The sequence below is a fragment of the Variovorax sp. GW821-FHT09D05 genome (assembly GCF_059416325.1).
The window spans coordinates 234,772-261,672 of the sequence record NZ_JBWKOZ010000006.1; the positions used below are offsets into that span (position 1 = coordinate 234,772).

Sequence of the window (26,901 nt, forward strand, 5' to 3'; positions counted from 1 at the left end):
CCCAGTGCCCAGATGAAGCTCCAGCCCGACAAATCCGACGCTCAGTCCCTCACCGCACACGGCCCCGGCTGGGTGGCAATCAACAACGAAAAAGTCGAAGGCAGCGTAGTGGTTGGCTCGCGCGGCGAGCGCTTCGAATGGAATTGTTCAAGCTTCGATCAGCTCGGCGCCGAACATTTCGCGCAATTGGCGACCCTGGGTGCGGAATTGATCATTTTCGGCAGCGGAAACCGTATCCGCTTCCCCCAGCCCGCATGGCTGAAGCCTCTGATGGCGCAGCGCACTGGCGTCGAGACCATGGACACCGCGGCGGCCTGCAGAACCTACAACATCCTGGCCGGAGAAGGCCGGCACGTGATTGCCGCCCTGCTGGTCGAGAGCCCGACGGGTGGCTGAGAGAGGTATTTTCGGGGTAAAATACCGGGTTGCGAACAGGCCCGCTACCCCAAAGTTAGCAACGACCAATCCTCCATTCCTTGAGCAAGTCCCGTCCGAAACGGGACGAGAGGGCTCGGGAACGGAATCTAACGGAGAAAACAAGTTTCATGGCGATCGTTGTCAACAAACCCATTCCTGAATTCGACGCCAACGCCACGGGCGGCCTCAAGGTCTCGAATACCTCGCATCTCGGCCACGTGCTGGTCATGTATTTTTACCCGAAAGATAACACTCCGGGTTGCACCACCGAAGCCATGCAGTTTCGCGACCGCTACAAGGACTTCGAAAAGGCCGGTGCCACGGTGTTCGGCGTGTCCCGCGACAACATGAAGTCGCACGACGAATTCAAGGCCAAGCTCGAGCTGCCCTTCGAGCTCATCGCCGACACGGAAGAAAAGATGTGCCACATGTTCGGCGTGGTCAAGAACAAGATCATGTACGGCAAGAAGGTCAAGGGCATCGAACGCAGCACCTTCCTGATCGGCGCCGATGGCATCCTGAAGGCCGAATGGCGCGGGCTCAAGGTTCCCGGCCATGTCGACGACGTGCTCAAGGCCGTCAAGGCGCTCAAGAAAGCTGCCTGACCGCCGCCCGGCGAGCCGGCCGTGCACTTTTCCGCTCTGGCGTGGGGAATGCCCAACGCAGCGCGTAAAGAGCCTCCGACTCGTCATCTGCGGTGTGCATAATGGTTTCATGCCGTTGAGCTCCACGACCGCATCCCCCGAACAAAGCCGCCTTGGTCTTCAGGCGGCTTTTTCGTTTTCTGGTTCCCACTTTCTGCGAGCGATCTGACACATGCCACTGCCCCCCGCCCCCACGAAACGCGCTGCATTGCTCTCGCCGGACGCACTCGATGCGCCTGCCCGGTCCTCGCACAGGGGCTCGCGCCGTTCCGGCGATTCGCGCGCTGACGAAGCCACGGTGCACAGCCCGCAGCCGCTGGAATTGTTCGACAGCCTCGGCACTGAAGGCGCTGGCGGCGCCACCACGCGCCCGACGCGCCGGGCCAGATCCAAACCTGCGCCGGCACCGGCGCCCGTGAGCGCACCGCAACCGGAGGCCATGGTGCAGGTCGAGACGAGGAAGGCGCCGGTCATCGAAGTCACCCCAGCTCCCGCCCCTGCGCCGCAAGCGCCGACACGCCCCAAACGCAACAAGTCCACCGGTCCGGCCAAGCTGTTCGTGCTCGACACGAACGTGCTGCTGCACGACCCCATGTGCCTGTTCCGCTTCGAGGAGCACGACATCTTCCTGCCGATGATCGTGCTGGAAGAGCTCGACGGCCACAAGAAAGGCACCACCGAGGTCGCGCGCAACGGCCGCCAGACCAGCCGCACGCTCGATGCGCTGGCCGGCGCCCAGGACGCCGACATCGACAAGGGCCTGAAGCTCGACACCACTGGCCATCGCGAAGCCGGCGGCCGGCTGTTCTTCCAGACCGCCCCGCTCGACTACTCGCTGCCGATCAGCCTGCCCCAGGGCAAGGCCGACAACCAGATCCTCGGCGTGGTGCACGCGCTGCGCGACGAGTACGCCAAGGACCGCCCGGGCAAGCCGAAGCAGGAAGTGGTGCTGGTGTCGAAAGACATCAACATGCGCGTCAAGGCGCGCGCGCTGGGCCTGGCCGCCGACGACTACCAGAACGACAAGACACTGGAAGACGGCGACCTGCTCTACGCCGGTTCGCTCGCACTGCCGCCCGACTTCTGGACCCGCCAGAGCAAGACGGTCGAAAGCTGGCAGAGCGGCAGCAACACCTTCTACCGGATCAGCGGTCCGCTGGTGCCCAACCTGTACATCAACCAGTTCGTGTACTTCGAGGCACCCGGCGAGCCGAGCATGTACGCCCGCGTCACCGAAATCCGCGACAAGACCGCGGTGCTCAAGACGCTCAAGGACTACAGCTCGGGCAAGAACGCGGTCTGGGGCGTTAACACGCGCAACCGCGAGCAGAACTTCGCGATGAACCTGCTGATGGACCCGGAGATCGACTTCGTCACGCTGACCGGCACCGCCGGCACCGGCAAGACCCTGATGGCACTGGCTTCCGGCCTCACGCAGGTGCTCGACGACCGTCGCTACACCGAGATCATCATGACCCGCGCCACCGTGAGCGTCGGCGAAGACATCGGCTTCCTGCCCGGCACGGAAGAGGAAAAGATGGGCCCCTGGATGGGCGCGCTCGACGACAACCTCGAGTTCCTGGCCAAGGGCGATGGCGGCGGTGCCGGCGAGTGGGGCCGCGCGGCCACCAACGAGCTGATCCGCAGCCGCATCAAGGTCAAGAGCATGAACTTCATGCGCGGACGCACCTTCCTCAACAAGTACGTGATCATCGACGAGGCGCAGAACCTCACGCCCAAGCAGATGAAGACGCTGATCACCCGTGCCGGCCCCGGCACGAAGATCATCTGCATGGGCAACCTCGCGCAGATCGACACGCCGTACCTGACGGAAGGCTCCTCGGGCCTGACCTTCGCGGTCGACAAGTTCAAGGGCTGGCCGCACGGCGGGCACATCACGCTGGCGCGCGGCGAACGATCGCGTTTGGCGGATTTCGCAAGCGACGTGCTCTAGAACCAGCGGCACCGGCCGACACAAGCCCGCGCATGCTCCCCGGAGCATCGCGGGCTTTTTTTTCGCCTGCGGTGACAGGCTACTGACAAGACGTTGTCAGTAGGCGGCTCGCACCATCAGGGCTCCTTCAACCGACACGAAAGAGAGCCCCAGAATGCAAAAGCAGAACGCCATCAGCTGGTTCGAGATTCCGGTCGCCGACATGGACCGCGCCCAGGCCTTCTACGAAACCGTGCTGGCCCGCAAGCTGCGCCGCGAGAACTTCGGCGGCGAGACGCTGGCCGTGTTCCCCTACGACGATCCCGCCACGGGCGGTGCCCTGCAGGCCGGTGCCAACGCCAGCGCGCGCGCCGGCACGGGCATCCGCATCTACCTCGACTGCAACCCCGGCATCGACGCCGTGCTTGCGCGGGTCGAAGCCGCCGGCGGGCAGATCGTGGCGCCAAAGTCTGCGCTGCCTCCCGGCATGGGCTTCATCGCCCACATGCGCGACACCGAAGGCAACGAAGTCGGCCTGCACGCGCTGGATTGATCCCGTCATGACGCAACGCAACTGGATCGCCGTGGCCAGCGCCGAGCACGCGCGGCTCGGCCGCGACCACTGGCCGCTCGGCTTCATGCAGGTCGGCCACGGCAAGCATTCGCCGCTCAAGCGGCTCTCGGCGGGCGACCGCGTCGCCTACTATTCGCCGTCCACGGTGTTCGGTGGCACGGACAGGCTGCAGAGCTTCGTGTCGATCGGCGTCGTACAACCCGGCGAGCCGTATGAGTTCGACATGGGCAACGGCTTCGTGCCGTGGCGGCGCGACGTGAGCTATGCAGCCGGGCACGAGGCGCCAATCGCACCACTGATCGAGCGCCTGGCCTTCATCGAAAACCCCAAGCAATGGGGCTACAAGTTTCGCTTTGGCATGTTCGACGTCACCGACGCCGACATGAAGCTGATCGCGCAGGCGATGAAGGCCGATCTGAAAACACTGTCGCTTTGAGGAGAAACCCCCTATGGAACCCACCCGCCAACACCAGGACGCCTTTCACGTCGCGGGCCTCACCATCCGCACCACCAACCGCGAGGAGAACGAGCCCGCAACCGCCCGCATCGGCAAGCTGTGGGGCCGCTTCTTCGGCGAAGAGACTTACGCATCGACGCCGGACCGCACCGGCGACGCTCGCATCTTCAGCGTTTACTCCGCCTACGAATCCGACGCCCACGGCGCCTTCGACGTGACGGCGGGTGTCGCCGTCACGGGCAGCGAGGGCAGCCGCGCCGTCGAGGCCGGCGACTACCTCGTGTTCACCGGCCAGGGAGAGATGCCGCAGATGGTCATCGCCACATGGCAGCGCATCTGGCAGTATTTCGAGGCGCACCCGGAAGTCGCGCGCCGCTACCGCAGCGATTTCGAAGCCTACGAAGGGCCGGACAAGGTGGCGATCCACATCGGAGTTTCATGAGCCCCAAGAAGAGCTGGCGCGACCGGCTGGCCAGCTACCCTCACCTGCCGAACGTCAAGGAGATTCCCGCCGCCATGCGCTCCCGGCGCGGCGAAGGGACCATCGCCACGCCGTCGCCGCAGGAGGTGCAAGCCGCGATGCGCAGCATTCCGGAAGGCCGGCTCGCAACGGTGATGGGCATCGGCGAGGACATCGCGCTGCGCCACCAGGCGACCATCGGCTGCACAGTGACCACGGCGATCTTCGCGCACATGGTCGCGCATGCGGCCGAGGAGGCAGAGAGGACGGAAGAACGAACGCCCTACTGGCGCACCCTCAAGATCGGTGGCGAGCTCAATGCCAAGTACCCCGGCGGCATCGAGGCGCAGATGTCGAAGCTCGAAGCCGAAGGCCACACGGTCGTGCAGCGCGGCAAGCGCTACTTCGTCGAAGACTTCGCGAAGAAGCTCACCGGAACACGCTGATGCGCCGCGCGGACCGCCTGTTCCAACTTGTGCAGCTCATTCGCGGGCGCCGGCTGACCACGGCCGCGTTCCTGGCGCAGCGCCTCGAAGTGTCGGAGCGCACCGTGTATCGCGACGTGGCCGACTTGCAGCATCAAGGCGTGCCCATCGAGGGCGAGGCAGGCGTGGGTTATCGACTGGGCGCTGGCTTCGAGCTGCCACCGCTGATGTTCACGCAGGACGAGGCCTCGGCCCTGGTGGCCGCGGCGCGGCTCGCACAGAGCTGGGTCGATCCAGCGCTGGCACGCGACATCGAGACCGGGCTGGGCAAGATTCTGTCGGTGCTGCCGCCGGCGGCGCGCGTCTCGGCCGAAGCTCTGGCGCTCTACGCCCCCGCGATGGGCCTGGACAAAACCCTGCGCACGCGGCTGCAGACGCTGCGCGAAGCGGTGCAGTCGCACAACAAGCTGCTGCTGCAGTACCACGACGTATCGGGCGACGCCAGCGAACGCACGGTGCGGCCGCTCGGCTGCTTCTATTGGGGCAAGGTCTGGACGCTCTCGACCTGGTGCGAACTGCGCAATGACTTCCGGGGGTTTCGCCTGGATCGCATGGACGCGATCGAGGTGCTGCCTGAGCGCTTTCGCGACGAGCCGGGCAAGACGCTGGCAGACATGCTTCGACAGATGAAGGCCGAGACGGCACAGGGCAAGGTGGTGCCGCAGAAGCCATTGGACTCGCCGCCCTGGTCCGGCAACGGCGCCAGCTGACGGCCTTCCGAGCCGGCTCAGTACTCGTCGTTGTGGCTGTAGCCCACCAGGTTCTCGAACTTGGTGATCGGCTTCAGGAAGGCCAGCTTGATGGTGCCGGTCGGGCCGTTCCGGTGCTTGCTGATGATCACCTCGGCCACGCCCGGCTCCTTCGACTCCTTGTTGTAGTAGTCGTCGCGGTAGATGAACATGATGATGTCCGCGTCCTGCTCAATGGCGCCGGATTCGCGCAAGTCGCTCATCATGGGGCGCTTGTCGGTGCGGCTTTCAACGCCGCGGCTGAGCTGTGACAGCGCGATCACCGGGCACTTCAGCTCCTTGGCCAGCATCTTCAGGCCGCGCGAGATTTCGCCCACGGCGGTGGCGCGGTTCTCGTCGCCCGAAGTGCTGGTCGACATCAGCTGCAGGTAGTCGACCACGATCAGGCCCAGGCGCCCGTACTGGCGTGCAAGGCGGCGCGCGTTGGCGCGCAATTCGCTGGTCGAGAGGCCCGGCGTTTCGTCGATGTGCAGCGACACGGTGCGCAGCTTCTCGATGGCCTCGGTCAGGCGCGGCCACTCTTCGTCGCTGAGCTTGCCGGTGCGCAGGTGACCCTGGTCGATGCGGCCGATGGAGCCCACGATACGCACCGCCAACTGCGCGGCGCCCATTTCCATCGAGAACACCGCCACCGGCAGACCTTCTTCGAGCGCCACGTGCTCGGCGATGTTGATCGCGAGCGAGGTCTTCCCCATCGAGGGACGAGCAGCCAGCACGATCATGTCGCCCGGCTGCAGGCCCGAGGTCATCTTGTCGAAGTCGTTGAAGCCGGTGCGCACGCCCGTGATGTCGTTCGGGTTCTCAGCCATTTCCGTCACGCGGTCGAGCAGTTCGACCACCAGGGCATCCATGCTCTGGAAGCCCTGCTTCATCCGCGTGCCTTCTTCGCCGATGTTGAAGATCTTCTGCTCGGCTTCGTCGAGGATCTTGTCGACCGCCTTGCCCTGCGGGTTGAAGGCGTTGGTCGCGATCTCGTCGCTGGCGGAAACCAGTTTGCGCAGGATCGAGCGCTCACGCACGATCTCGGCGTAGCGGCGGATGTTGCTCGCGCTGGGCACGTACTGCGCGAGCGAATTCAGGTACACCAGCCCGCCGATGTCGTCGGCCTTGCCGAGGTTCTGCAGCTGCTCGTAGACGGTGATCACGTCGGCCGGCTTGCTGGCGTTGATCAGCCCGCCGATGGCGGCATAGATCAGCTTGTGTTCATGGCGGTAGAAGTCGCCGTCGACCAGCAGGTCGCCCATGCGGTCCCAGGCGCCGTTGTCGAGCAGCAGGCCACCGAGCACGCTGGATTCGGCCTCGATGGAATGAGGCGGAATGCGCAGTTGGGCAACTTGGCGATCGGCCGACGGGTCATTGTCGGCATAGGAGAAAACGGCGGACATGGACTTCCCTTGCAACCCTGCATGCTAAGCCGCGCGCGCCGATGCGCGTGTGGACAAGGTTGTGAATAAACGGTGATCTTCCAGTGCAATCGACTGGAAAACTCAGGCGCAGAAAAAGAAAAGCCGCCCGAAGGCGGCTTTTGCTGCAGCGCACAGGCGCCGTGGACGATCAGGCGGTTTCGCCGTAGACCGTCACGGTGATGTCGACCACCACGTCGGTGTGCAGGGCCACGCTCACGGTGCTGTCGCCAACGACCTTGATCGGGCCGTTGGGCAGGCGCACTTGCGACTTGGCAACCTTGTAGCCTTGCTTGCCCAGTTCTTCGGCGATGTCGCCGTTGGTGACCGAGCCGAACAGACGGCCGTCGACGCCAGCCTTTTGCGTCAGCTTGATGGTCGTGCCACCGAGCTTTTCGCCTTGAGCTTGCGATTCGGCCAGCTTGGCGGCCGCAGCCTTTTCGAGTTCGGCGCGCTTGGCTTCGAATTCGGCCTTGTTGGCGGCGGTGGCGCGGCGGGCGCGGCCCGTCGGGATCAGGAAGTTGCGTGCGTAGCCGTCCTTGACCTTGACGATGTCGCCCAAGCCGCCGACGTTGACAACCTTGTCCAGAAGAATGATTTGCATGGTGTCGACTCCTTAGACGCGGTGCTGGTCGCTGTACGGCACCATGGCCAGGAAGCGCGCGCGCTTGATGGCGGTGTTCAGCTGGCGTTGGTAGATCGCGCGCGTGCCGGTCAGGCGGGCGGGGATGATCTTGCCGTTTTCGCTGATGAAGTCACGCAGCGTGTCGATGTCCTTGTAGTCGATTTCCTCGACGCCAGCGACGGTGAAGCGGCAGAAGCGCTTGCGCTTGAACAGCAGCGACTGGGTGTTGCGCTTCGGGCGCTTGTCTTTGTTGAATTTCTTGAACGTGGCCATTTGGGGACCTCTTGTCGAAAATTAATCTTGCTGAAAATCCTGGATGTGCAGGACCGGATGCTTGCCGTTGCCCGGTGTCGCGAGAAAGCCCTGAAAACGCCAGAGACTTCCCATCGACTGCTTTGCGAGCCGTTCGGCGATGGCGCCGAAGGCAACGGCCTTGAGGGCCGTCTTCACCTGCCTGGGTTTACCTGCCTCCTGAAGCGTCGACTCGTGTTCGAGCTTCAGGTCTATGGCGGGCAAGCCGGCTGGTGTGAATCGCAATGCTCCGAGTTCGGCAACGGAGGCGGTCAGCAGAAGCTGGTTGACCCCGGTTGCCGCAGCGGCAGCAGTCACGCCATCAGTTGTTGTTGGCGGCGTATTCGGCCTGCTGGGCCTTGCGAGCCTCTTCGCGCTCGACCGTCTTCATCATCGACGAAGGACCGGTTTCGGCCTTCTTCTTCTGAACGGTCAGGTGGCGCAGCACGGCGTCGTTGAACTTGAACGCGTGTTCGAGTTCGCCCATCACGGTTTGCTCAGCTTCGATGTTGACGCACAGGTAGTGGGCCTTGTTGAGCTTGTTGATCTGGTAAGCCAGCTGACGACGGCCCCAGTCTTCAACGCGGTGGATCTTGCCGCCGCCGGCCGTGATCAGGCCCTTGTAGCGCTCCAGCATGGCCGGAACTTGTTCGCTCTGATCCGGGTGGATCAGCAAAATGATTTCGTAGTGACGCATGGCACTCCTTGTGGATTCTTCCGAAGAAGAGGAAAAGCCACCTGCAGCGTCGGGCGCAGTGTGGCAAGGCAAAGCCGGCGATTATAGCCCTGTAGCGCGCACTTCGGCAAGCCACCTCAGTCGTTGAGGGCCTTGTCCAGGGCAGCGGCCTTCTCTGGGCCCACCGCGGCGCGGATCTTGGGCGCCAGCGCCAGGAGGTCTTCGTAGCTCGTCGTGCCCTCGACCTGCAGGTTGAGCCGGAACCCCATCAGGCCCAGGCCACCGGTGAGCTGCGTGGCGATGGGATAGGCGTCCTTGTAGCGCTGCTGCTTGCTGCGCCCGGAGGAGCCCACAGCGGGAGCAGCGGGTGCGGCCGGCGCGACCGGTTTCGCCACTGCCTCAGCGGATGCGCCTCCGGCGGCCGGCGATGCTGCACTGCCCTCCGCCGGCTCGAGCAGGCCCAACGCCACCATCTGGTCGATGTCTTCGCGGGCAATGCCCATGCCGTTGGCCAGCACCTCATCGACCGAGCGCTTGCCGTCGAACAGGATGAAGGCCGAGCGCTGGCGCGGCGACAGAGGGACCGAGCGGTCCTTGAGAACCTGATGGCCCGTTTGCGTCTTGACAAGAATCATGGTGGTCTTCCCTTCCGGGATGCGCCCGTGAATCTCACAAGTCTGGCATCAATTACGCAATTCGTTTCAATAACACCCCGCCGTCGCGGGAATCCCCCCATGGGGATTTCCGCAGTCCGGGCTTCAGCGCTTGGCGAGTTGCTGCCAGGTGTCGATCACGCTGTCGGGGTTCAGGGAGATCGATTCGATCCCCTCCTCCGCCAGCCACAGCGCGAAGTCCGGGTGGTCGCTGGGGCCCTGGCCGCAGATGCCCACGTACTTGCCCTCGGCCTTGCAGGCCTTGATGACGCGGCTCAGCAGCGCCTTGATGGCCGGATCGCGCTCGTCGAAGTCGGCTGCCAGCAGCTCGAGGCCCGAGTCGCGGTCCAGGCCCAGCGTGAGCTGGGTCAGGTCGTTCGAGCCGATCGAGAAGCCGTCGAAGAATTTCAGGAACTCCTCGGGCAGGATGGCGTTGCTCGGCACCTCGCACATCATGATCAGCTTGAGGTCGTTCTCACCGCGCTTCAGGCCATGCTCGCCCAGCAACGTGGTCACGCGCTCGGCCTGGCCCAGGGTGCGCACGAAGGGCACCATGATCTGCACGTTGGTCAGGCCCATGTCGTTGCGCACGCGCTTCAGCGCTTCGCACTCCATGGCAAAGGCCTCGCCGAAATCGGCGCTCAGGTAGCGCGCAGCGCCACGGAAGCCCAGCATCGGGTTTTCTTCTTCCGGCTCGTAGCGGCTGCCGCCGATCAGCTTGCGGTACTCGTTCGACTTGAAGTCCGAGAGGCGCACGATGACCTTCTTGGGCCAGAAGGCCGCCGCGATGGTCGCGATGCCTTCGGCAACCTTGTCGACGTAGAAGGCGCGCGGCGAGGCGTGGCCGCGTGCCACCGACTCGACCGCCTTCTTCAGGTCGTTGTCGACGTTCGGGTAGTCGAGGATCGCCTTCGGGTGCACGCCGATGTTGTTGTTGATGATGAACTCGAGCCGCGCGAGGCCCACGCCGTGGTTCGGCAGCTGCGCGAAGTCGAAGGCGAGCTGGGGGTTGCCCACGTTCATCATCAGCTGGATGTCGATCTCGGGCATCACGCCGCGCTGCACTTCGGTCACTTCGGTTTCGAGCAGGCCGTCGTAGATGAAGCCGGTGTCGCCCTCGGCGCAGCTCACCGTGACCAGCGTGCCGTCCTTCAGCAGGTCGGTGGCGTCGCCGCAGCCGACCACGGCCGGAATGCCCAGTTCGCGCGCGATGATGGCCGCGTGGCAGGTGCGCCCGCCGCGGTTGGTGACGATGGCGGCAGCGCGCTTCATCACCGGTTCCCAGTTGGGGTCCGTCATGTCGGTGACGAGCACGTCGCCGGCCTGGACCTTGTCCATCTCGCTGATGTTGTGCACCAGCCGCACGGGGCCGGTGCCGATTTTCTGGCCGATGGCACGGCCCTCGGCCAGCACGGCACCTTTGCCCAGCAGCTTGTAGCGCTGCTCGGCCTTGCCCTGCTGCTGGCTCTTCACCGTTTCCGGGCGCGCCTGCAGGATGTAGAGATGACCGTCGGAGCCGTCCTTGCCCCACTCGATGTCCATCGGGCGGCCATAGTGCTCTTCGATGACCAGCGCGTACCTGGCGAGCTGCTCGACATCGGCGTCGCTCAGCGAGTAGCGGTTGCGCTGCTCGGCCTTGACGTCGGTGGTCTTCACCAGCTTGCCGCTCGCCTTTTTCTCTTCGGGCGTCGCGAACTCCATCTGGATCAGCTTGGAGCCGAGGTTGCGGCGGATGACGGCCTTCTTGCCGGCGCGCAGCGTCGGCTTGTGCACGTAGAACTCGTCAGGGTTCACGGCGCCCTGCACCACCGTTTCGCCCAGGCCGTAGCTGGAAGTGATGAACACCACGTCTTCGAAGCCAGACTCGGTGTCGATGGTGAACATCACGCCGGCGGCGCCGAGGTCGGAGCGCACCATGCGCTGCACGCCGGCCGACAGCGCGACCACGTCGTGCTCGAAGCCCTTGTGCACGCGGTAGCTGATGGCGCGGTCGTTGTAGAGGGAGGCGAACACCTCCTTCATCTTGTGCAGCACGTCATCGATGCCGACCACGTTCAGGAAGGTTTCCTGCTGGCCCGCGAAGGAGGCGTCGGGCAGGTCTTCGGCGGTGGCCGACGAGCGCACGGCGAACGAGGCGGCCGGGTTGCCGGCACTCAGCGTGGCGAAGGCCTCGCCAATGGCTTTCTGCAGGTCGGCCGGGAACGGCTGGGCCTCGACCATGGCGCGGATCTCGGCGCCGGCGGTGGCCAGCGCGCGCACATCCTCGGTGTCCAGCGCGGCGAGCCGCTTGCTGATCTTGTCGGCCAGGCCGTCGTGGGCCAGGAACTGGCGGAATGCGTGCGCCGTGGTCGCGAAACCGGTGGGCACACGCACGCCCTGCGGCAGCTGCGAGATCATTTCGCCGAGGCTGGCGTTCTTGCCGCCAACCGCCTCGACGTCGGTCATTCTCAGGTTTTCAAACGGTACGACCAGGGCGGTCGCGTCGAAAAGTGCAGACATGGGGAAGCTCCAGAAGTTGAAATCGATGCCGCATGCAGACGGCGCGGCACGATCGTTGTCGTTGCTTTGGGTGCGGGCGCGGTGTGCATGGAAAGAATTGGGGCTGGGAAGCGGATTCCCGATAATGGCCCGGATTGTAGGCGTGGCAAGGTTGCCCGCGCCGCAGGACAAGGCCGCATGACCACGCATTCACGCACTGTTTTCTTCATTTCCGACGGCACCGGCATCACCGCCGAAACCTTCGGTAACGCCGTTCTGGCCCAGTTCGAGATGAAACCGCGCCATGTCCGACTACCTTTTACCGACACGGTCGACAAGGCCCACCAGGCGGTGCGGCAGATCAACCACACGGCCGAACTCGAGGGCGTGCGCCCCATCGTCTTCACCACGCTGGCCAACATGGACGTGCTGGAAGTGATCGAAACCGGCTGCAAGGGCATGCTGCTGGACATGTTCGGCACCTTCGTGCGGCCGCTCGAAATTGAGCTGGCTGTGAAGTCGAACCACCGCATCGGCCGCTTCAGCGACGTCAGCAAGAGCAAGGAATACAACGACCGCATCGCCGCGATCGACTTCAGCCTGCAGCACGACGACGGCCAGAGCAACCGTGACCTGGAAGGCGCCGACGTGATCCTGGTGGGCGTGAGCCGCAGCGGCAAGACGCCGACCTCGCTCTACCTGGCAATGCAGCACGGCCTGAAGGCGGCCAACTACCCGCTGATTCCGGAAGATTTCGACCGGCGGCAACTGCCACCGGCCCTGATTCCGCATCGCAAGAAGATCTTCGGCCTGACCATCCAGCCCGAGCGGCTCAGCGAGATCCGCAACGAGCGCCGGCCGAATTCGCGCTACGCCAGCCTCGAAAACTGCCGCCACGAGGTGAGCGAGGCCGAGGCGATGATGCGGCGCGCCGGCATCCGCTGGCTGTCGACGACCACCAAGTCGATCGAGGAAATCGCGACCACGATCCTGCAGGAGCTGCGGCCCGAGCGGCTGGTCTATTGAGGTTGATTGCTATCTTTTGGATAGCAATCAGCGACAAGAACAAGAGCTACCCGAAAAGATACTGGACCGTGCCGTCCACGCTCGTCACCGGCTGGCACGGCGTGCCCCAGACCGCCTCGATCAGCCCCGGCTGGAGCACCTCAGCCGTCGCCCCCTGCATCAGCCCGCCCGAAGCGCCGCCCAGAACCACCACCTCGTCGGCGTAGCGCCGCGCGAGGTTCAGGTCGTGCAGCACGGCCACCACGCCCACGCCGCGTGCGGCCCAGGCGCGCAGCAGGCGCATCGCCGAATGCTGGTGCGCGAGGTCGAGCGCCGCAGTGGGCTCGTCGAGCAGCAGCCAGCGGGTCGCGCCGTCGGGCCGCGGATGCCAGAGTTGGGCCAGCGCCCGAGCCATGTGGGCCCGCGCCTTCTCGCCACCCGACAGGGTGTTGAGGACGCGCGGCGCCAGCGCCGACACGTCGGTCAGCCCCATCGCCTCTTCGACGATCGCGTCCTCGTCGCGACCCGGCGATCGGCGGTGCGGGTAGCGGCCCAGCGCCACGATCTCCTGCGCTGTGAAGTCGAAGGCAACCGCGCTCTCCTGCGGCATCAGGGCCCGGCGCAGCGCCAGTGCCGGCATGCCGTGGTCTTCGAGCGGACGGCCGTCGAGCGCCACCCTCCCCCGCGTCGGCGCGCGCTGGCCGGCCAGCACCGATAACAGCGTCGACTTGCCCGCGCCGTTGGGCCCGAGGATGGCCGTTACCCGGCCCGGCGCCAGGTGAACGGAAGCATCGGCGAGCAGCGTCTTCGCCCCGACGCGGACCTCCACACCGGCGCAGCACAGCGCCATCGGATCGCGTGGCATCGCAGTCATATGCGCCCCTTGAAGTGCCGCAGCATCCACAGGAACATCGGCGCGCCGATGAACGCCGTGAGCACGCCCAGCGGCAGTTCGGCCGGCGCCATCACCGTGCGGGCCACGGTGTCGGCCGCCAGCACCAGCGCCGCCCCAAGCAGAGCTGACGCCGGCAACACCACGCGGTGATCGGGCCCGGCCACCATGCGCACCCAGTGCGGCGCGATCAGGCCGATGAAGCCGATGATCCCGGTCGTCGCCGTCACCGCCCCTACAGCCACGGCCGTGACGACGATGGCGCGCCGCTTGATGCGTTCGACATCCACGCCGAGCAGCGCCGCCTGCGCCTCGCCCAGCGCAATGGCGTTCAGCGGAGCCGCCAGAGACCGTGCCGCCACGCACGACAGCAGCACCGCCGCGCCGACCAGCAGCACGGCGCTCCAGCGCGCACCGCCCAGGCTGCCCAGCAGCCAGAACTGCAGGCTGCGCAATTGCTCGTCGGTCGCCATCACGCTGAGAAAACCAAGCCCCGCGCTCGCCAGCGCATTGACCGCGATGCCCGCCAGCAGCATCAGCGCCATGCGCGTGCCACCTTCGCTGCGCGACAGGCCGTAGATCAGCAAGGTCACCGACAGCCCGCCGCCGAATGCCATGAGCACCAGCGTCCAGCTGCCGAGCGTGCGCGGCAGCACGGGCCACAGCCATGCGCCGAGGATGATCGTCACGCCCGCCGCCAGCGCCGCGCCACTGCTGATGCCAACAAGCCCCGGGTCGGCCAGCGGGTTGCGGAACAGCCCCTGCATCAGCGTGCCCGCCATTCCGAGTCCCGCACCCGCCGCCACGCCCAGCACGAGGCGCGGCAGGCGGATGTTGAGAAACACCAGGTGCTCGGGCGATTTGTCGGCGCCCTGCCCCAGCGAGGTCAGCACGCCCCAGAGTTGCGGCAGGCTGATGGCATACGCCCCCGAAACAGCCCCCACCACGAAGGCGGCGACGAGCAGCAACGCACTGCCGCCCAGCACGGCCTGTGCCGAGAAGCGCTGGCTCATGCGTTGGCAGCCAGGAACTTTTCGTGCAGTTCGGCGATGGCCGCAGGCATGCGCGGGCCGAAGCCCAGCAGCAGCAAGGCGTCCTGCGTGATCAGGCTGCGCTTCTTGAACGCCGGCGTGAGCGCAAGCTCGGGCCGCTGCCAGAACTTGTCGACGCCGCCGTGGGCTTCGATGCTCTGCGTGCTGGTGAGGATGATGTCGGGCGCGGCGCTGGCCATGGCTTCGGCGGTCATCGGCCTGTAGCCCTGGAAACCGCCGAGTGCGTTGACGCCGCCCGCAAAGCCGATCACCGAGTGCGCAGCGGTCTTCTCGCCCGAAACCTGCGGGCTGGCGCTGTGCGACAGCACGAACAGCACGCGCGGCTTGCGCCCCTTCGACGCTGCGGCCACGCGCTGTTGCACTTGGCTCCAATCGGCATCGAGCTTCGCCTGCAGCTCGCGTGCCTGCGCCTCGCGCGCAGCGGCGCGGCCGACGGCCTGTACCTTGCGCTGCACTTCGCCCCAGCTGTGGTCGGCCTCGATGATCTCGACCTTGACGCCCGCGCTGCGAACCTGGTCGAGCACCACGGCCGGACCCGATTCGTTGGTGGCGATGATCGCGTCGGGCTTCAGCGACAGCAGGCCCTCGGCCGACAGCTGGCGCATGTAGCCGACCTTCGGCGTGGCACGCGCGGCAGCGGGATACAGACTGGTGGTGTCGGTGCCGACAAGCTGCGCTTCCGCCCCTAGCAGGTAGACGACTTCAGTGATCGCGCCGCTGACGGTCACGAGCTTGGGCAGCTTCGCGTTCTGCGCGAACAGGGGCAGCGCGGTGGCGCCCAGCGACGAGGCGCCGAGCAGGCGCAGCACGTCGCGGCGCTGCAGCGAAAAACGATCGTTCATTTCGTGAAAGGAGGTCATGGGGCCTCGGTCGCAGGTTGAAGACGCGGCATCTCGCGCACGATGCGACGCCATTCCTCGCGCTCCGGCATGCCGGGCTTGCGCGCGCCGAAGAACATCGCCATCAGCTCGCCCTGCTGGTCGAAGGCTTCGACCGAAGTGACAACGCCATCGCTGGTCGGCTTCTCGACGATCCAGACGCTGGCGATGCGGTCTTCACGCATGTGCAGGTTGAAGCCGGGGTCGAGCACGTTGAGCCAACGCATCGGCGTCGCGTTCTCGCCGTGGCCCTTCATTTCCATCGGTTCGATGCGCACCACCGGGCCGGAGTGGATCTGGATGCAACCTGGGCTGCCGACGAAAACCATGATCGGCGTGCCGTCGAACGCGGCTTCGTTCAACAGGCCGCTGATGGCACTCAGTTCGGCGCGCTGAGTGAACTCGCCTTCGGTCAGGCGAAAGCTCTGTTGGCGCTCCACGCCGAACTTGTTCAGCAGGCCGAAGAACTCGTGCGTGTCCTGCATGCCGCGCCAGGCTTCGGCGAGGCCTGCCGTGTCGATGACGCTGTCTTCGCGCGGCACTGCCTTGTCTTCGGGCGCGGCAAACACCACGGGTTCGTCCGGCGCGGTGAAGCTGTTGATGACCGACTGGAAGGCATCGCGGTCGGTGGCGTCGCGCACGAAGATCTTGTGCACGGCCACGCCCTGCGCATTGAAGAACTGCAGGCTCAGAGACGGCAGCACGCCCGGGTTGGCCGCTGCCTCGCTCACCGCGAAGCCCGCATGCCAGCGGCTGAAGAACAGCCGCAGGTCGATGGCCTCGCCCAGCGCGAGCCCCATCGCGTCGCTGCCCGACACCTTTTCATAGACGCCGGTCTTCTCGTGCACCGTGGTCTCGTTGCGCGTGAGCGCCAGCACGGGGCCGCACAGCTCCAGCGCCTGCAGCAGCTCGACCCACGGGCCGTGCAGTCGCGTGGCGCGCAGGGCCTTGTCGTGCGTGCCCACGTGCGCGGCCACCGCGGCGCCTTCGGACAGGCCCATGGCCGCAGCGGTGTCCTTGTGGCGCATGCCCTTGGCGCGCAATGCGGCGAATCGGTCTCGGATGTCTTGGGCGTTGATCATCGGGTTTCCTTGTTGTGGCGAGAGCGGGGTGCGGCGATCAGAAGTCCGCCACGAGCGACACGTTGAAGCTGCGGCCCGGCTGGGTGTAGGCGTCGCGGATCGTCGAGGTCGAGGTCAGGCCGCGCACGTCGCTCCACATCCAGTAGCGCTTGTTGGTGAGATTGACGATTGCCGCGTTCAGGCGCAAGTCCTTGCGGATGCGCCACTGTGCGCTCAGGTCGAAGGTGGTGGCAGCGGGCGTCCGGAACTGGGTGCCGGTCGTGACCTCGGTGCCGTCGATGTCCGACCACTTCTTGCGTGCGTGGTTCACGGCGTCGAGGCGCACGCTCCACACCGGCGCCTGGTACTTGACGCCGACGCTGGCCTTGCTCGGGTCGATCGAGTTGAGCGGCCGGTTGTTGGTGCGGTCGCGCCCGCGCGTCTGGCCATAGGCGAAGGGCACGGAGAAGCCGTTGCCGTTGTCGGTGAAGTCGAGTTCGCCCTTGATCTCGAAGCCGCTGATGCGCGCGCGCCCGATGTTGACCGACTGGAAGGTCGCCGGATTGGTGCGCGAGCCGAACACGCCGCCGACCTGGCGGTCGTTCTCGATCAGGTCCTTGTAGTCACCGGTGAACGCGGCCACGTCGAAGCTCAGCACGCCAGCGCGCCCGCGCACGCCGATCTCGATGTTCTGGCTCTTCTCGGGTTTGAGGTTCGGGTTGGGAATCGTCCTGTAGCCCGAGATCACGTTCTCGAAGAAGTTGTTGACCTGGAACGCGTTGGGCGCCTTGAAGCCAGAGGCGTAGTTGCCGTACACGCTCCATTGCGGCGTTGCGCGGAACAGCACGCCGAGCTTGGGCGATACGGCCGAGCCCGAGAGCGACACGGCCTGTGCGCCGAAGCCGGCCTGCTTCGCGTCGAGCGAGAAGCGGTCGAAGCGGATGCCCGGCGTGATGCTCCAGCGGTCGTGGATGAATTCGTCCTGCACGTAGAACGCAGACGAGGTCTCGCGCGTGTCGGGAAAGCGCTTGAGCGGGAAGGTCTCGCCGGCCGGGGGTACCAGGCCGGTCTGCAGGTTCTCGACGTTGGTGCGCGTGTAGTCGAAGCCGTAGGTGATCTTCTGTGCCCAATCGCCCGTGCGCACGGTCTTGTCGGCCTGCAGGCCGAACTGCCAGGTGCTTTCGTCGTAGGTGACGTCGCGCGTGCGGTCGGCGGCGGTGAAGCGGTCTTCGTAGATGAACTCGCGCGACTTCGCCTTCTGGTAGCTCACCACGGCGAGCAGGCTGTCGGCCATGACGGAGTCCAGGCGCAGGCGGCCGTCGTAGGTGAAGCGGTCGCGCTGCAGGTCGTTCTTCGCGTTGAGGCCGACGACCGAGGTGGACGCATAGGGCGGCTTGGCGACGCCCGAGAGCAGATCGTAGCGGCTGGTCTTCTCGATGTGCTCGAAGGTGAAGCCGTGGCGCTGGTCGGCATTGGGCGTGAGGATGACCTTGGCGAGCAGCGCCTTGTTGCGGTCGCGCTCGGGGTTGGGCGTGGTGCGGTCGACGTTGGCGGCGTTGTTGGTGCCCATGTTCTCCAGCGCGCCGGAGCGGCCCATGTTGGCCGAGATGAGCCACTGCAGCGTTTCGTTGGCCTTGCCCGCCAGCGTGACGCCACCATGCGTGCCGTTGTCGTCGCCGCTGTAGCCGATGCTGGCGCTGCCGCCGAAGCTCTTGCCGTCGCGCAGGTAGGACGACGGATCGCGCGTGATGAAGTTCACCAGGCCCGCGAGGCCGTCGGAGCCATAGAGCGCGGAGGCCGGCCCCTTGATGATCTCGATGCGCTCGACAAGGCTGATGTCGAAGTAGTCGCGCCCGAACGCGTTGGCGCTGAAGACATAGCTGCGCGGCGTGCGGATGCCGTCCGTCAGCAGCAGCACGCGGTTGCCGTCGAGGCCACGGATGTTGAAGCCCGCATTGCTGTCGCGGCCGGTGCTGCCCTGCGCGAGGCCGAAGCGCGCGGGGGCGCGCTTGACGGACACGTTGGGCAGGTCGCGCACCGCATCGCGAATGTCGGTGATCTGCTTCGATTCGATGTCGTCGCGGTTGATGACCTCGGTGCTCACCGGAAGATCGTCCCTCGCCTGCTCCGAGCGCGAACCGCTCACCACCACTTCATTGAGCGCCGCGACGCGCTGGGCCCACGAGGGTGCCGAAAGACCGAGCCCGGAGGCGATCAGGCAAGGCAGGAGGGCAAGGCGATGGGAGGGACGTCGGTTGAGTTTGGAGGCCACGAAAAAAGGTCCAGAAACAGTTAAAGAACTGCTTGCTGGACCTTCAGGCGCAGAAGACTGCGCGAACGACCTGGCTGGCAATGAAGGGCTGTCGCCCAAGCCTTTTATTGTATGAGAACAATTCTCATTAAAACAACTTAAGGCTTACTCAAGCAGGGGCCGATGTGCGGATCAGATGGTCGAACGCACCGAGCGCCGCCTTCGCGCCGTCGCCGGCCGCGATGATGATCTGCTTGAACGGCACCGTGGTGGCATCACCGGCTGCGAACACACCGGGCACAGAGGTCTGGCCGCGTGCGTCGACGATGATTTCGCCGTGCTTCGACAGCTCGACCGTGCCCTTGAGCCAGTCGGTGTTGGGCACGAGGCCGATCTGGATGAACACGCCTTCGAGCTCGACCTTCTTCAGCTCGCCCGTGGCGCGGTCCTTGTAGACCAGGCCGTTGACCTTCTGGTCGCCGGTGATCTCGGTGGTCTGTGCGTTGGTGAACACGTCAACGTTCTTCAGGCTCCTGAGCTTGCGCTGCAGCACGGCGTCGGCGCGCAATTGCGTGTCGAATTCGATCAGCGTGACGTGGCCCACGATGCCGGCCAGGTCGATCGCCGCTTCGACGCCCGAGTTGCCGCCACCGATCACCGCGACGCGCTTGCCCTTGAACAGCGGGCCGTCGCAGTGCGGGCAGTAGGCCACGCCCTTGTTCTTGAACTCGTGCTCGCCGGGCACGTTGATGTTGCGCCAGCGTGCGCCGGTCGAAATGATGACCGACTTGCTCTTGAGCGACGCGCCGCTTTCCAGCTTCACCTCGATGAGGTCGCTGCCGGGCACCAGCGCTTTTGCGCGCTGCAGATTCATGATGTCGACCTCGTAGTCGCGCACATGCTCTTCGAGCGCGTGGGCGAACTTCGGTCCTTCGGTTTCCTTGATCGAGATGAAGTTCTCGATGCCCATGGTGTCGAGCACCTGGCCGCCGAAACGCTCGGAGGCAACGCCGGTGCGGATGCCCTTGCGCGCTGCGTACACCGCAGCTGCCGCGCCGGCAGGGCCGCCGCCGACGATCAGCACGTCGAACGGGTCTTTGGCGGCGATCTTCTTCGCTTCGCGCTCGACGCCGCTGGTGTCGATCTTGGCGAGGATTTCCTCCAGGCTCATGCGGCCCTGGCCGAACTCGGTGCCGTTGAGGAACACGGTGGGCACAGCCATGATCTGGCGTTCCTTCACTTCTTCCTGGAAGGTGCCGCCTTCGATCATCGTGGTGCGGATGCGCGGGTTCTGCACCGCCATCAGGTTCAGCGCCTGGACCACGTCGGGGCAGTTATGGCAGGTGAGCGAGACGTAGATCTCGAACTCGAAGTCGCCGTCGAGCGCCTTGATCTGGTCGAGCACTGCCTGCTCGACCTTGGGGGGATAGCCGCCGATCTGCAGCAACGCAAGGATCAGCGACGTGAATTCATGGCCCATCGGCAGGCCGGCAAAGCGCGGGCCGTGGTTTTCGCTAGGGCGGTTGACCGAGAACGAGGGCTTGCGATGGTTGTCGTCGCGGCTTTCGGTCAGCTTGACCAGCGGGGACGATTCGGCAACGTCCTTCAGCAGCGACAGCATTTCGCCCGAGGCCTTGCTGTCGTCGAGCGAGGCGACGATCTCGATCGGCTGCGTGGCGCGTTCGAGGTAACTCTTCAATTGGGCTTTGGTGCTTGCGTCGAGCATGAGGGACTCTCTTTCGATAACTGAAAACTATCAACTGGGGACAAAAAAGCCCGGGCCTCTTGAGCGCCCGGGCTTCGCACGCAGGCGCTTAGATCTTGCCGACGAGGTCGAACGAGGGCTTCAGCGTTTCGGCGCCTTCGGTCCACTTGGCGGGGCAGACTTCACCGGGGTGAGCGGCGACGTACTGGGCAGCCTTCACGCGGCGCAGCAGTTCGGCAGCGTCACGGCCGATGCCGTTGTCGTGCACTTCGATGGTCTTGATCTTGCCTTCGGGGTCGATCACGAAGGTGCCGCGGTAGGCCAGGCCTGCGTCTTCGCCTTCTTCGATCAGCACCTGGAAGGCGCGGGCCAGTTGCTGGCTCGGGTCGCCGATCAGCGGGTACTGGACCTTGCCGATGGTGTCCGAGGTGTCGTGCCAGGCCTTGTGGGTGAAGTGGGTGTCGGTCGACACGCCATACACCTCGACGCCGAGCTTCTGGAATTCAGCGTAGTGGTCGGCCAGGTCGCCGAGTTCCGTGGGACACACGAACGTAAAGTCTGCCGGGTAGAACACCACGACCGACCATTTGCCCTTGAAGTTGTCGTTGCTGACGGGCACGAACTTGCCGTTGTGATACGCGGTGGCCTTGAAGGGAATGATTTCGGTATTGATCAGGGACATGCTGGTTCCTAGTGGTGGTGACTGATGAAAAGGGCGAAGCATCAGTATAACTACCAATCCATATATTTTGATAGTTGATATCTATCAAAAGTATTGCAAGTCGCTATGTTCACGATGAGCCTGGAGCCTCCTTTCGAGGCCGCAATACGAACGTGTATCACCATCACACGCATGCAGACCGGCGCAGCATGGGATTGCTTGCAAGTGCCACTGCGCCCCTCTGACAATCGCTGCTTTCAGAACAAGGAAAAAACCATGAAGGGCGACCCCAAGGTCATCGAACATCTGCAGGCGCAGCTCAAGAACGAGCTCACCGCGATCAACCAGTACTTCCTCCACTACCGCATGCTCAAGCACTGGGGTCTGGACAAGCTGGCGAAGAAGGAATACGAGGAATCGATCGGCGAAATGAAGCACGCCGACAAGCTGATGGACCGCATCTTCATGCTCGACGGCCTGCCGAACCTGCAGGACCTGGGCAAGCTGAACATCGGCGAAGACGTGCCCGAACTGCTGCGCTGTGACCTCGGCGCAGAAACCGGCGCGCAGGCCACCATCAAGGACGGCATCGCGCATTGCGAATCGGTGCGCGACTATGTCTCGCGCGATCTGCTGCAAGAGATCCTGGACGACACCGAAGAGCACATCGACTTTCTCGAAACCCAGATCGACCTGATCGACAAGGTCGGGGTGCAGAACTACCTGCAATCGCAGATGGGCGAACTCGAGTAACGCGAAGTTCTCGCACCAGCCAATCAACGGGACTTCGGTCCCGTTTTTTATTGCTTTACGTAACTTAACTCTGCACGAATAACAGTCATTCTCATTTGCACGGATAAAATCCGCGCCTTCGATGACTGCCACCAGCCCCGACAACCGCCGCCGTGCCTACTGGCTCAAGACCCTGCACGAATGGCATTGGGTGAGTTCGGCCATTTGCCTCATCGGGATGATCCTGTTCAGCGTCACGGGCTTCACGCTCAACCACGCGGGGCAGATCGAGGCCAAGCCGGCCGTCACGAAATTGAGCGGTTCGATCGACGAAGCCCTTCGCGCGCAACTCGAAAAGCAGTTGCCCGCCGCCAAGGCCAGCAAGGGGAAAGCGCCCTTGCCCACCGAACTCCAGACCTGGGTGCAGACGCACTGGGACGTCGGCACCGCCGGCCGCGAGGCCGAGTGGTCGGACGACGAAATCTATCTCTCGCTCCCCCGCCCCGGCGGCGACGCCTGGCTGCGCCTGAGCCTGGCCGACGGCGAAATCGAATACGAGCGCACCGACCGCGGCTGGCTCTCCTACTTCAACGACCTCCACAAGGGCCGCAACACCGGCGCCGCGTGGAGCTGGTTCATAGACATCTTCGCGGGCGCCGCGCTGGTCTTCTCGATCACCGGCCTGTTCATTCTCAAGATGCACGCAGGCAACAGGCCGTTCACTTGGCCGATGGTGGGCATGGGGCTCGTCGTACCGGTGCTGCTCGCGCTGCTGTTCATTCACTGATTCATTCATCAATCGTCGATCCAGGAAAAGAGGTTTCCCGTGCACGTTCGCTATTCACTCGCGCCGCTGGCCATGTCGGCGCTGTTCGCAGCCCCGGCCTTCGCGTCGGGACTGGCCGTCAACATCGAGATACCCCGGCTGAACGTCTCCGAGTACCACCGCCCCTACGTGGCAACCTGGATCGAGCGCGCCGACAACACCGTCGCCGGCACGCTGGCCGTCTGGTACGACGTGCGCACCAAGACCAACAACCCCGAGGGCGAAGGCACGAAATGGTTGAAGGACATGCGCCAGTGGTGGCGCCGCGGGGGCCGCGAACTCACAGTGCCGGTCGACGGCGTGACGGGCGCCACCAAGCCCGCCGGCAAGCATCAGCTGAGCTTCACCGAAGGCACGGCGCCCATGCCCAAGCTCGCACCGGGCGCCTACAAGCTCGTGGTGGAAGCCGCGCGCGAAGTCGGTGGCCGCGAGGTCGTGAGCATTCCCTTCCAGTGGCCGCCGACGGCAGCCGCGCAGCCAACTGCCACTGGCAAGGAAGAGCTCGGCGAGATCAAGCTCGAACTCAAGCCCTGACCTGCGCCGCACAGCCACTTTCACCGCCAGCCCGTCACATCAAGGAACTGCCATGACCCATTTCAACCTGCGCGCTGCCTCCATCGCCATTGCCCTGTCAGCCGCCGCTTCGCTCGCCCAGGCGCACAACGCCTGGCTGCTGCCCTCTTCCACCGTGTTCTCCAAGGCCGACACCGTGAGCGTCGATGCCGCGGTGTCGAACGACTTGTTCGTTGCCAACCACGCACCGCTGCGGCTCGACGGCCTGCAGATCACCGCGCCCGACGGCAGCAGCATCAAGCCCGAGACCGAGGCCAAGCTCAAGCTGCGCAACGTGTTCGACGTGAGCCTGGCGCAATCGGGCACCTACCGCATCGCCGTGATCAATGCCGGCGCCTTCGCGAGCTGGAAGGACAAGGCCACGGGCCAGACCAAGCGTGCGCGCGGCACGGCCGAGACCATCGGCAAGGAAATCCCGGCCGATGCACAGGACGTGACGGTCACCCAGTCGTCCGGCCGCATCGAGACCTTCGTGACGGTCGGCAAGCCTTCGGTGCTCAAGCCGACCGGCCAGGGGCTGGAGCTGATCGCCACCGGCAGCCCGACCGACCTGGTCAAGGGCGAGAAGGCCACCTTCACGCTGAACCTCGACGGCCAACCCGCCAAAGGCCTCGAAGTGACGGTGACGGCAGGCAACACCCAGTACCGCGACAAGCTCGAAGAAATCAAGCTCAAGACCGACGACAAGGGCCAGTTCAGCGTGACCTGGCCGGCCGCCGGCATGTACTGGCTCGACGCCAGCACCAAGGACAACAAGACCACGGTGCCGCAAGCCAAGGAACGCCGCCTGAACTACGCGGCCACCCTTGAAGTGATGCCCTGACACAGCAAGCCACCTTGGGCATTTCGTTCAGCACATGGCGCGCTGGCGGCTACGCCAACGCAGCCGTACCGCGTCCCGCCGATCCCGCGACCCTGCAGCAGTTGGGCGGGCAGACCATGGGCACGACCTGGTCGCTGCGCTTCGACAATCCGCGGATGCTGCCGCTGGCGCAGGTGCGCGCGGCCGTCGAGTCGGCGCTTGGCCGCGTGATCGCGCAGATGAGCCACTGGGAGCCGGACTCGGACATCAGCCGGTTCAACCGGGCGCCGGCCGGGTCGCTGCACGTGCTGCCCGCGGAGTTCGCCGAGGTGATGCGCTGTGCTGCGCGATGGGCAGCAGCCAGCGGTGGTGCGATCGATCCGACAGTCGGTCCGCTCGTCGCTTGCTGGGGCTTCGGCCCCGAAGCGCGTGAAGGCGGCCTACCTGCTGCAAAGGCCCTGGCCGATGCGCGTGCGCGCGTCAGCTGGTCGCGGCTGGCCTTCGATTCGGTCGATGACTCGCTGCTGCAACCGGGCGGCGTCGCGCTCGACCTTTCGGGCATTGCCAAGGGCTTCGCGGTCGACCACGGCGTCGAGGCGCTGCGCGCACTTGGCCTTGTCGACCTTCTCTTTGAAGTCGGCGGGGAGTTGCGAGGCACCGGGCAACGTCCCGGTGGGCAGCCCTGGCAAGTGCTCGTCGACGGCGACCCGACCAAGGCGCGGCGCGTTGCGCTCGCCGACATGGCCATCGCCACATCGGGCGACCGCTGGCATCGGCGCTCGCACGAAGAGCGCCACTGGTCGCACACCATCGATCCGCGCACGGGCGAGCCTATCGCTCATGCGCTGGCCAGCGTCACCGTGCTGCACGCGGAATGCATGCAGGCCGACGCGCTGGCCACCGTGCTGACGGTGCTGGGCCCGGACGAAGGATTCGACTTTGCGCAGCAGCACGACGTTGCCGCACTGTTCGTGAGCCACGGCGACGCATCGCCTGCGGCAAAGGCCACGCGCGCGTGGCCCGCACCGGCCGGGGCATGAACGACCTCACCTTGCGCGCGCTGGGCGCGGGTTCCACCGTGGTGGCGTATGCGGCGCTTTGTGCGTCGATCTACATGCGCGAGCGCAGGCGTCAAGCCGCTGCCGCACGCGACGCCGTGGCGCTCTCAGGGAGCGGCGACGAGCCCCCCGTTCTCGTGCTGTTCGCCAGCCAGACCGGACAGGCCGAAGCCATCGCCTGGCAGACCGCGCGGCAGCTGAGCGCCGCAGGCATGCCGGCTCGCGTGATGGAGCTGAACACGCTCGACGCCCCGACGCTTGCCGCCGCGCGGCGTGCACTCTTCATCGCAAGCACCTACGGCGAAGGCGACGCACCTGATGGCGCCAGCGTGTTCGCCGAACGCGTGATGATGGATTCGCCACCCAAGCTGCCTTCGCTGCGCTATGCCGTTCTGGCGCTGGGCGACCGCCAGTACGCCAACTTCTGCGGCTTCGGCCGCGCGCTCGACGAGTGGCTGCTTGCGACGGGCGCCAAGCGCGAGTTCGATCGCATCGAGGTCGACAACAGCGACCCTGCGGCACTGGCCGCATGGCAGGCGCAATGGGGCGATATGCCAGCGGCCGACGACAGCGCGACTACCAGCTTCACGCAGTGGCGGCTCATTGCACGCGAGCGGCTCAATCAAGGCAGTGCGGGCGCACCTGTCTTCCACCTCGGACTGGTGCCGCAGGCCGGTGCGATGCCGCATTGGGTTTCGGGCGACCTGGCGCAGGTGGCGGTGGCGAGCGATCCGGCGCGCCCGCGCGACTATTCGATCTCATCCGTGCACGCCGACGGCGAACTGCAATTGCTCGTCCGGCAGGAGCAGCACTCCGACGGGACGCTTGGTGCTGCGTCGGGGCTGCTCACGTCCACCCTCAGCATCGGCGACACGGTGGCCTTGCGGCTGCGGCCTCATCGAGGGTTCCGCCTGGATGGCAACGAAACGCGGCCGCTGATCCTCATCGGCAATGGCACCGGCCTGGCCGGTCTGCGCGCCCATCTGCGGGCCCGTGCCGCCGCGGGCAGGCACGACAACTGGCTGGTGTTCGGCGAACGCCAGGCGGCCCACGACTTTCTTTATCGCGAAGAAATCGAAACCTGGCAGGCCAACGGCGTGCTGCAGCGGCTCGACATGGTGTTCTCGCGCGATCAGGCGGAGCGCTTCTATGTCCAGCACCGGCTGCTGCAGTCGGCCGACGCCTTGCTGCAGTGGCTGCACGGCGGCGCGGCCGTCTATGTCTGCGGAAGCTTGCAAGGCATGGCGTCGGGCGTGGATGCTGCGTTGCGGCAGGTTGCAGGCGAGGCATTGATGAGTGAGCTGACGGCCAGCGGGCGCTATCGCCGCGACGTCTATTGAGGCCCGCACGCCTGCTTCAGTTGCGCGATAGCAACAGAAAGCAAAACTTTCGAATTAGAAAGTGCTCCATCTGCGTTTCATTGTATTGAGAAGCAATATCATTCTCAGCGATTTACAAACGCTTTGTAAGTCGACTCACCCAGCCAGTCCGCCCTCGCTTCTCCAGAAAACGCAGGCCGCCAGGACATCGCCAGTCGAGTCCTGCTGCCGCCCTTTTCGG

General features: G+C 65.2%; 29 protein-coding genes. 15 read left to right on the forward strand and 14 right to left on the reverse strand.

Annotation, left to right across the window (positions count from 1 at the left end; translation table 11 throughout):
• Positions 1-12: 12 nt before the first annotated feature.
• The 8 genes from AC07O3_RS18065 to AC07O3_RS18100 all read left to right on the forward strand — a co-directional run bounded on the left by AC07O3_RS18065 (position 13) and on the right by AC07O3_RS18100 (position 5,680).
• The gene (locus AC07O3_RS18065) at positions 13-396 is read left to right on the forward strand and encodes an Mth938-like domain-containing protein (RefSeq protein WP_307615052.1); all 384 of its coding nucleotides are present in this window, start codon (positions 13-15) and stop codon (positions 394-396) included.
• Between the two features lie 149 nt (positions 397-545).
• A complete protein-coding gene (locus tag AC07O3_RS18070) occupies positions 546-1,022 on the forward strand; it encodes a peroxiredoxin (protein ID WP_007830801.1) in 477 nt (158 codons plus the stop codon).
• A gap of 211 nt (positions 1,023-1,233) precedes the next feature.
• Positions 1,234-3,015 (forward strand): PhoH family protein, encoded by a 1,782-nt coding sequence (locus AC07O3_RS18075; protein ID WP_440531976.1) that lies wholly within the window; start codon positions 1,234-1,236, stop codon positions 3,013-3,015.
• A 154-nt stretch (positions 3,016-3,169) separates the two neighbouring features.
• Positions 3,170-3,547 (forward strand): VOC family protein, encoded by a 378-nt coding sequence (locus AC07O3_RS18080; protein WP_258353967.1) that lies wholly within the window; start codon positions 3,170-3,172, stop codon positions 3,545-3,547.
• A gap of 7 nt (positions 3,548-3,554) precedes the next feature.
• Positions 3,555-4,004: an EVE domain-containing protein gene (locus AC07O3_RS18085; RefSeq protein WP_495339969.1), complete on the forward strand. Its 450-nt coding sequence runs from the start codon at positions 3,555-3,557 to the stop codon at positions 4,002-4,004.
• A gap of 13 nt (positions 4,005-4,017) precedes the next feature.
• Positions 4,018-4,467 (forward strand): GyrI-like domain-containing protein, encoded by a 450-nt coding sequence (locus tag AC07O3_RS18090; protein WP_093077673.1) that lies wholly within the window; start codon positions 4,018-4,020, stop codon positions 4,465-4,467.
• Positions 4,464-4,931 carry an MGMT family protein gene (locus AC07O3_RS18095; RefSeq protein ID WP_093077675.1) on the forward strand — a complete coding sequence of 156 codons (468 nt, stop codon included), beginning with the start codon at positions 4,464-4,466 and terminating at the stop codon, positions 4,929-4,931. The genes AC07O3_RS18090 and AC07O3_RS18095 overlap by 4 nt, the downstream gene beginning before the upstream one ends.
• Positions 4,931-5,680 (forward strand): helix-turn-helix transcriptional regulator, encoded by a 750-nt coding sequence (locus AC07O3_RS18100; RefSeq protein WP_495339970.1) that lies wholly within the window; start codon positions 4,931-4,933, stop codon positions 5,678-5,680. Before AC07O3_RS18095 ends, AC07O3_RS18100 begins: the two co-directional genes overlap by 1 nt.
• Positions 5,681-5,697: 17 nt before the next feature.
• On the opposite strand, the gene dnaB is transcribed toward AC07O3_RS18100, so the two are convergent.
• The 7 genes from dnaB to ppsA all read right to left on the reverse strand — a co-directional run bounded on the left by dnaB (position 5,698) and on the right by ppsA (position 11,866).
• Positions 5,698-7,104 (reverse strand): replicative DNA helicase, encoded by a 1,407-nt coding sequence (gene dnaB / locus AC07O3_RS18105; RefSeq protein ID WP_093051090.1) that lies wholly within the window; start codon positions 7,102-7,104, stop codon positions 5,698-5,700.
• 169 nt (positions 7,105-7,273) lie between these two features.
• On the reverse strand, positions 7,274-7,726 hold the full coding sequence (gene rplI / locus AC07O3_RS18110) for a 50S ribosomal protein L9 (protein WP_093051094.1): 453 nt from the start codon (positions 7,724-7,726) through the stop codon (positions 7,274-7,276).
• A 12-nt stretch (positions 7,727-7,738) separates the two neighbouring features.
• Positions 7,739-8,020, reverse strand: a complete 282-nt coding sequence (rpsR, locus tag AC07O3_RS18115) for a 30S ribosomal protein S18 (RefSeq protein WP_007830781.1) — start codon at positions 8,018-8,020, stop codon at positions 7,739-7,741.
• 21 nt (positions 8,021-8,041) lie between these two features.
• Positions 8,042-8,356, reverse strand: coding sequence for a primosomal replication protein N (gene priB / locus AC07O3_RS18120; RefSeq protein WP_093051097.1), 315 nt, complete (start codon positions 8,354-8,356; stop codon positions 8,042-8,044).
• A 4-nt stretch (positions 8,357-8,360) separates the two neighbouring features.
• Positions 8,361-8,735 (reverse strand): 30S ribosomal protein S6, encoded by a 375-nt coding sequence (gene rpsF / locus AC07O3_RS18125; RefSeq protein WP_093051100.1) that lies wholly within the window; start codon positions 8,733-8,735, stop codon positions 8,361-8,363.
• A 116-nt stretch (positions 8,736-8,851) separates the two neighbouring features.
• Entirely contained in the window at positions 8,852-9,349 is a 498-nt protein-coding gene (locus tag AC07O3_RS18130; protein ID WP_307615046.1) for a hypothetical protein, read from the reverse strand.
• A 123-nt stretch (positions 9,350-9,472) separates the two neighbouring features.
• The gene (ppsA, locus tag AC07O3_RS18135) at positions 9,473-11,866 is read right to left on the reverse strand and encodes a phosphoenolpyruvate synthase (RefSeq protein ID WP_495339971.1); all 2,394 of its coding nucleotides are present in this window, start codon (positions 11,864-11,866) and stop codon (positions 9,473-9,475) included.
• A gap of 177 nt (positions 11,867-12,043) precedes the next feature.
• Here ppsA and ppsR point away from each other — a divergent pair, with 177 nt between their 5' ends.
• Positions 12,044-12,871, forward strand: a complete 828-nt coding sequence (ppsR, locus tag AC07O3_RS18140; RefSeq protein WP_093051109.1) for a posphoenolpyruvate synthetase regulatory kinase/phosphorylase PpsR — start codon at positions 12,044-12,046, stop codon at positions 12,869-12,871.
• A gap of 46 nt (positions 12,872-12,917) precedes the next feature.
• On the opposite strand, the gene AC07O3_RS18145 is transcribed toward ppsR, so the two are convergent.
• The 7 genes from AC07O3_RS18145 to ahpC all read right to left on the reverse strand — a co-directional run bounded on the left by AC07O3_RS18145 (position 12,918) and on the right by ahpC (position 21,371).
• A complete protein-coding gene (locus AC07O3_RS18145) occupies positions 12,918-13,715 on the reverse strand; it encodes a heme ABC transporter ATP-binding protein (protein WP_495339972.1) in 798 nt (265 codons plus the stop codon).
• A gap of 5 nt (positions 13,716-13,720) precedes the next feature.
• Positions 13,721-14,755 (reverse strand): FecCD family ABC transporter permease, encoded by a 1,035-nt coding sequence (locus tag AC07O3_RS18150; RefSeq protein WP_093077681.1) that lies wholly within the window; start codon positions 14,753-14,755, stop codon positions 13,721-13,723.
• A complete protein-coding gene (locus AC07O3_RS18155) occupies positions 14,752-15,654 on the reverse strand; it encodes a heme/hemin ABC transporter substrate-binding protein (protein WP_495339973.1) in 903 nt (300 codons plus the stop codon). The genes AC07O3_RS18150 and AC07O3_RS18155 overlap by 4 nt, the downstream gene beginning before the upstream one ends.
• Positions 15,651-16,754 (reverse strand): hemin-degrading factor, encoded by a 1,104-nt coding sequence (locus tag AC07O3_RS18160; RefSeq protein WP_495339974.1) that lies wholly within the window; start codon positions 16,752-16,754, stop codon positions 15,651-15,653. Before AC07O3_RS18160 ends, AC07O3_RS18155 begins: the two co-directional genes overlap by 4 nt.
• 37 nt (positions 16,755-16,791) lie before the next feature.
• On the reverse strand, positions 16,792-19,005 hold the full coding sequence (locus AC07O3_RS18165; protein ID WP_495339975.1) for a TonB-dependent hemoglobin/transferrin/lactoferrin family receptor: 2,214 nt from the start codon (positions 19,003-19,005) through the stop codon (positions 16,792-16,794).
• Between the two features lie 148 nt (positions 19,006-19,153).
• Complete coding sequence (gene ahpF / locus AC07O3_RS18170; protein WP_093051121.1) at positions 19,154-20,710, reverse strand: alkyl hydroperoxide reductase subunit F; 1,557 nt, start codon at positions 20,708-20,710, stop codon at positions 19,154-19,156.
• An 88-nt stretch (positions 20,711-20,798) separates the two neighbouring features.
• Positions 20,799-21,371: an alkyl hydroperoxide reductase subunit C gene (ahpC, locus tag AC07O3_RS18175; protein ID WP_093051124.1), complete on the reverse strand. Its 573-nt coding sequence runs from the start codon at positions 21,369-21,371 to the stop codon at positions 20,799-20,801.
• A gap of 255 nt (positions 21,372-21,626) precedes the next feature.
• On the opposite strand from ahpC, the gene bfr reads away from it, so the two are divergent.
• From bfr to AC07O3_RS18205, 6 genes are all read left to right on the forward strand, one after another.
• Complete coding sequence (bfr, locus tag AC07O3_RS18180) at positions 21,627-22,103, forward strand: bacterioferritin (RefSeq protein WP_007830763.1); 477 nt, start codon at positions 21,627-21,629, stop codon at positions 22,101-22,103.
• A gap of 121 nt (positions 22,104-22,224) precedes the next feature.
• Positions 22,225-22,869 carry a PepSY-associated TM helix domain-containing protein gene (locus AC07O3_RS18185; protein WP_495339976.1) on the forward strand — a complete coding sequence of 215 codons (645 nt, stop codon included), beginning with the start codon at positions 22,225-22,227 and terminating at the stop codon, positions 22,867-22,869.
• A 72-nt stretch (positions 22,870-22,941) separates the two neighbouring features.
• Positions 22,942-23,442: a DUF2271 domain-containing protein gene (locus tag AC07O3_RS18190; protein WP_495340070.1), complete on the forward strand. Its 501-nt coding sequence runs from the start codon at positions 22,942-22,944 to the stop codon at positions 23,440-23,442.
• Positions 23,443-23,494: 52 nt separating this feature from the next.
• Positions 23,495-24,304 (forward strand): DUF4198 domain-containing protein, encoded by an 810-nt coding sequence (locus AC07O3_RS18195; protein WP_495339977.1) that lies wholly within the window; start codon positions 23,495-23,497, stop codon positions 24,302-24,304.
• A gap of 14 nt (positions 24,305-24,318) precedes the next feature.
• Positions 24,319-25,323: an FAD:protein FMN transferase gene (locus AC07O3_RS18200; protein ID WP_495339978.1), complete on the forward strand. Its 1,005-nt coding sequence runs from the start codon at positions 24,319-24,321 to the stop codon at positions 25,321-25,323.
• Complete coding sequence (locus tag AC07O3_RS18205; RefSeq protein ID WP_495339979.1) at positions 25,320-26,681, forward strand: sulfite reductase subunit alpha; 1,362 nt, start codon at positions 25,320-25,322, stop codon at positions 26,679-26,681. Before AC07O3_RS18200 ends, AC07O3_RS18205 begins: the two co-directional genes overlap by 4 nt.
• Positions 26,682-26,901 lie beyond the last annotated feature (220 nt).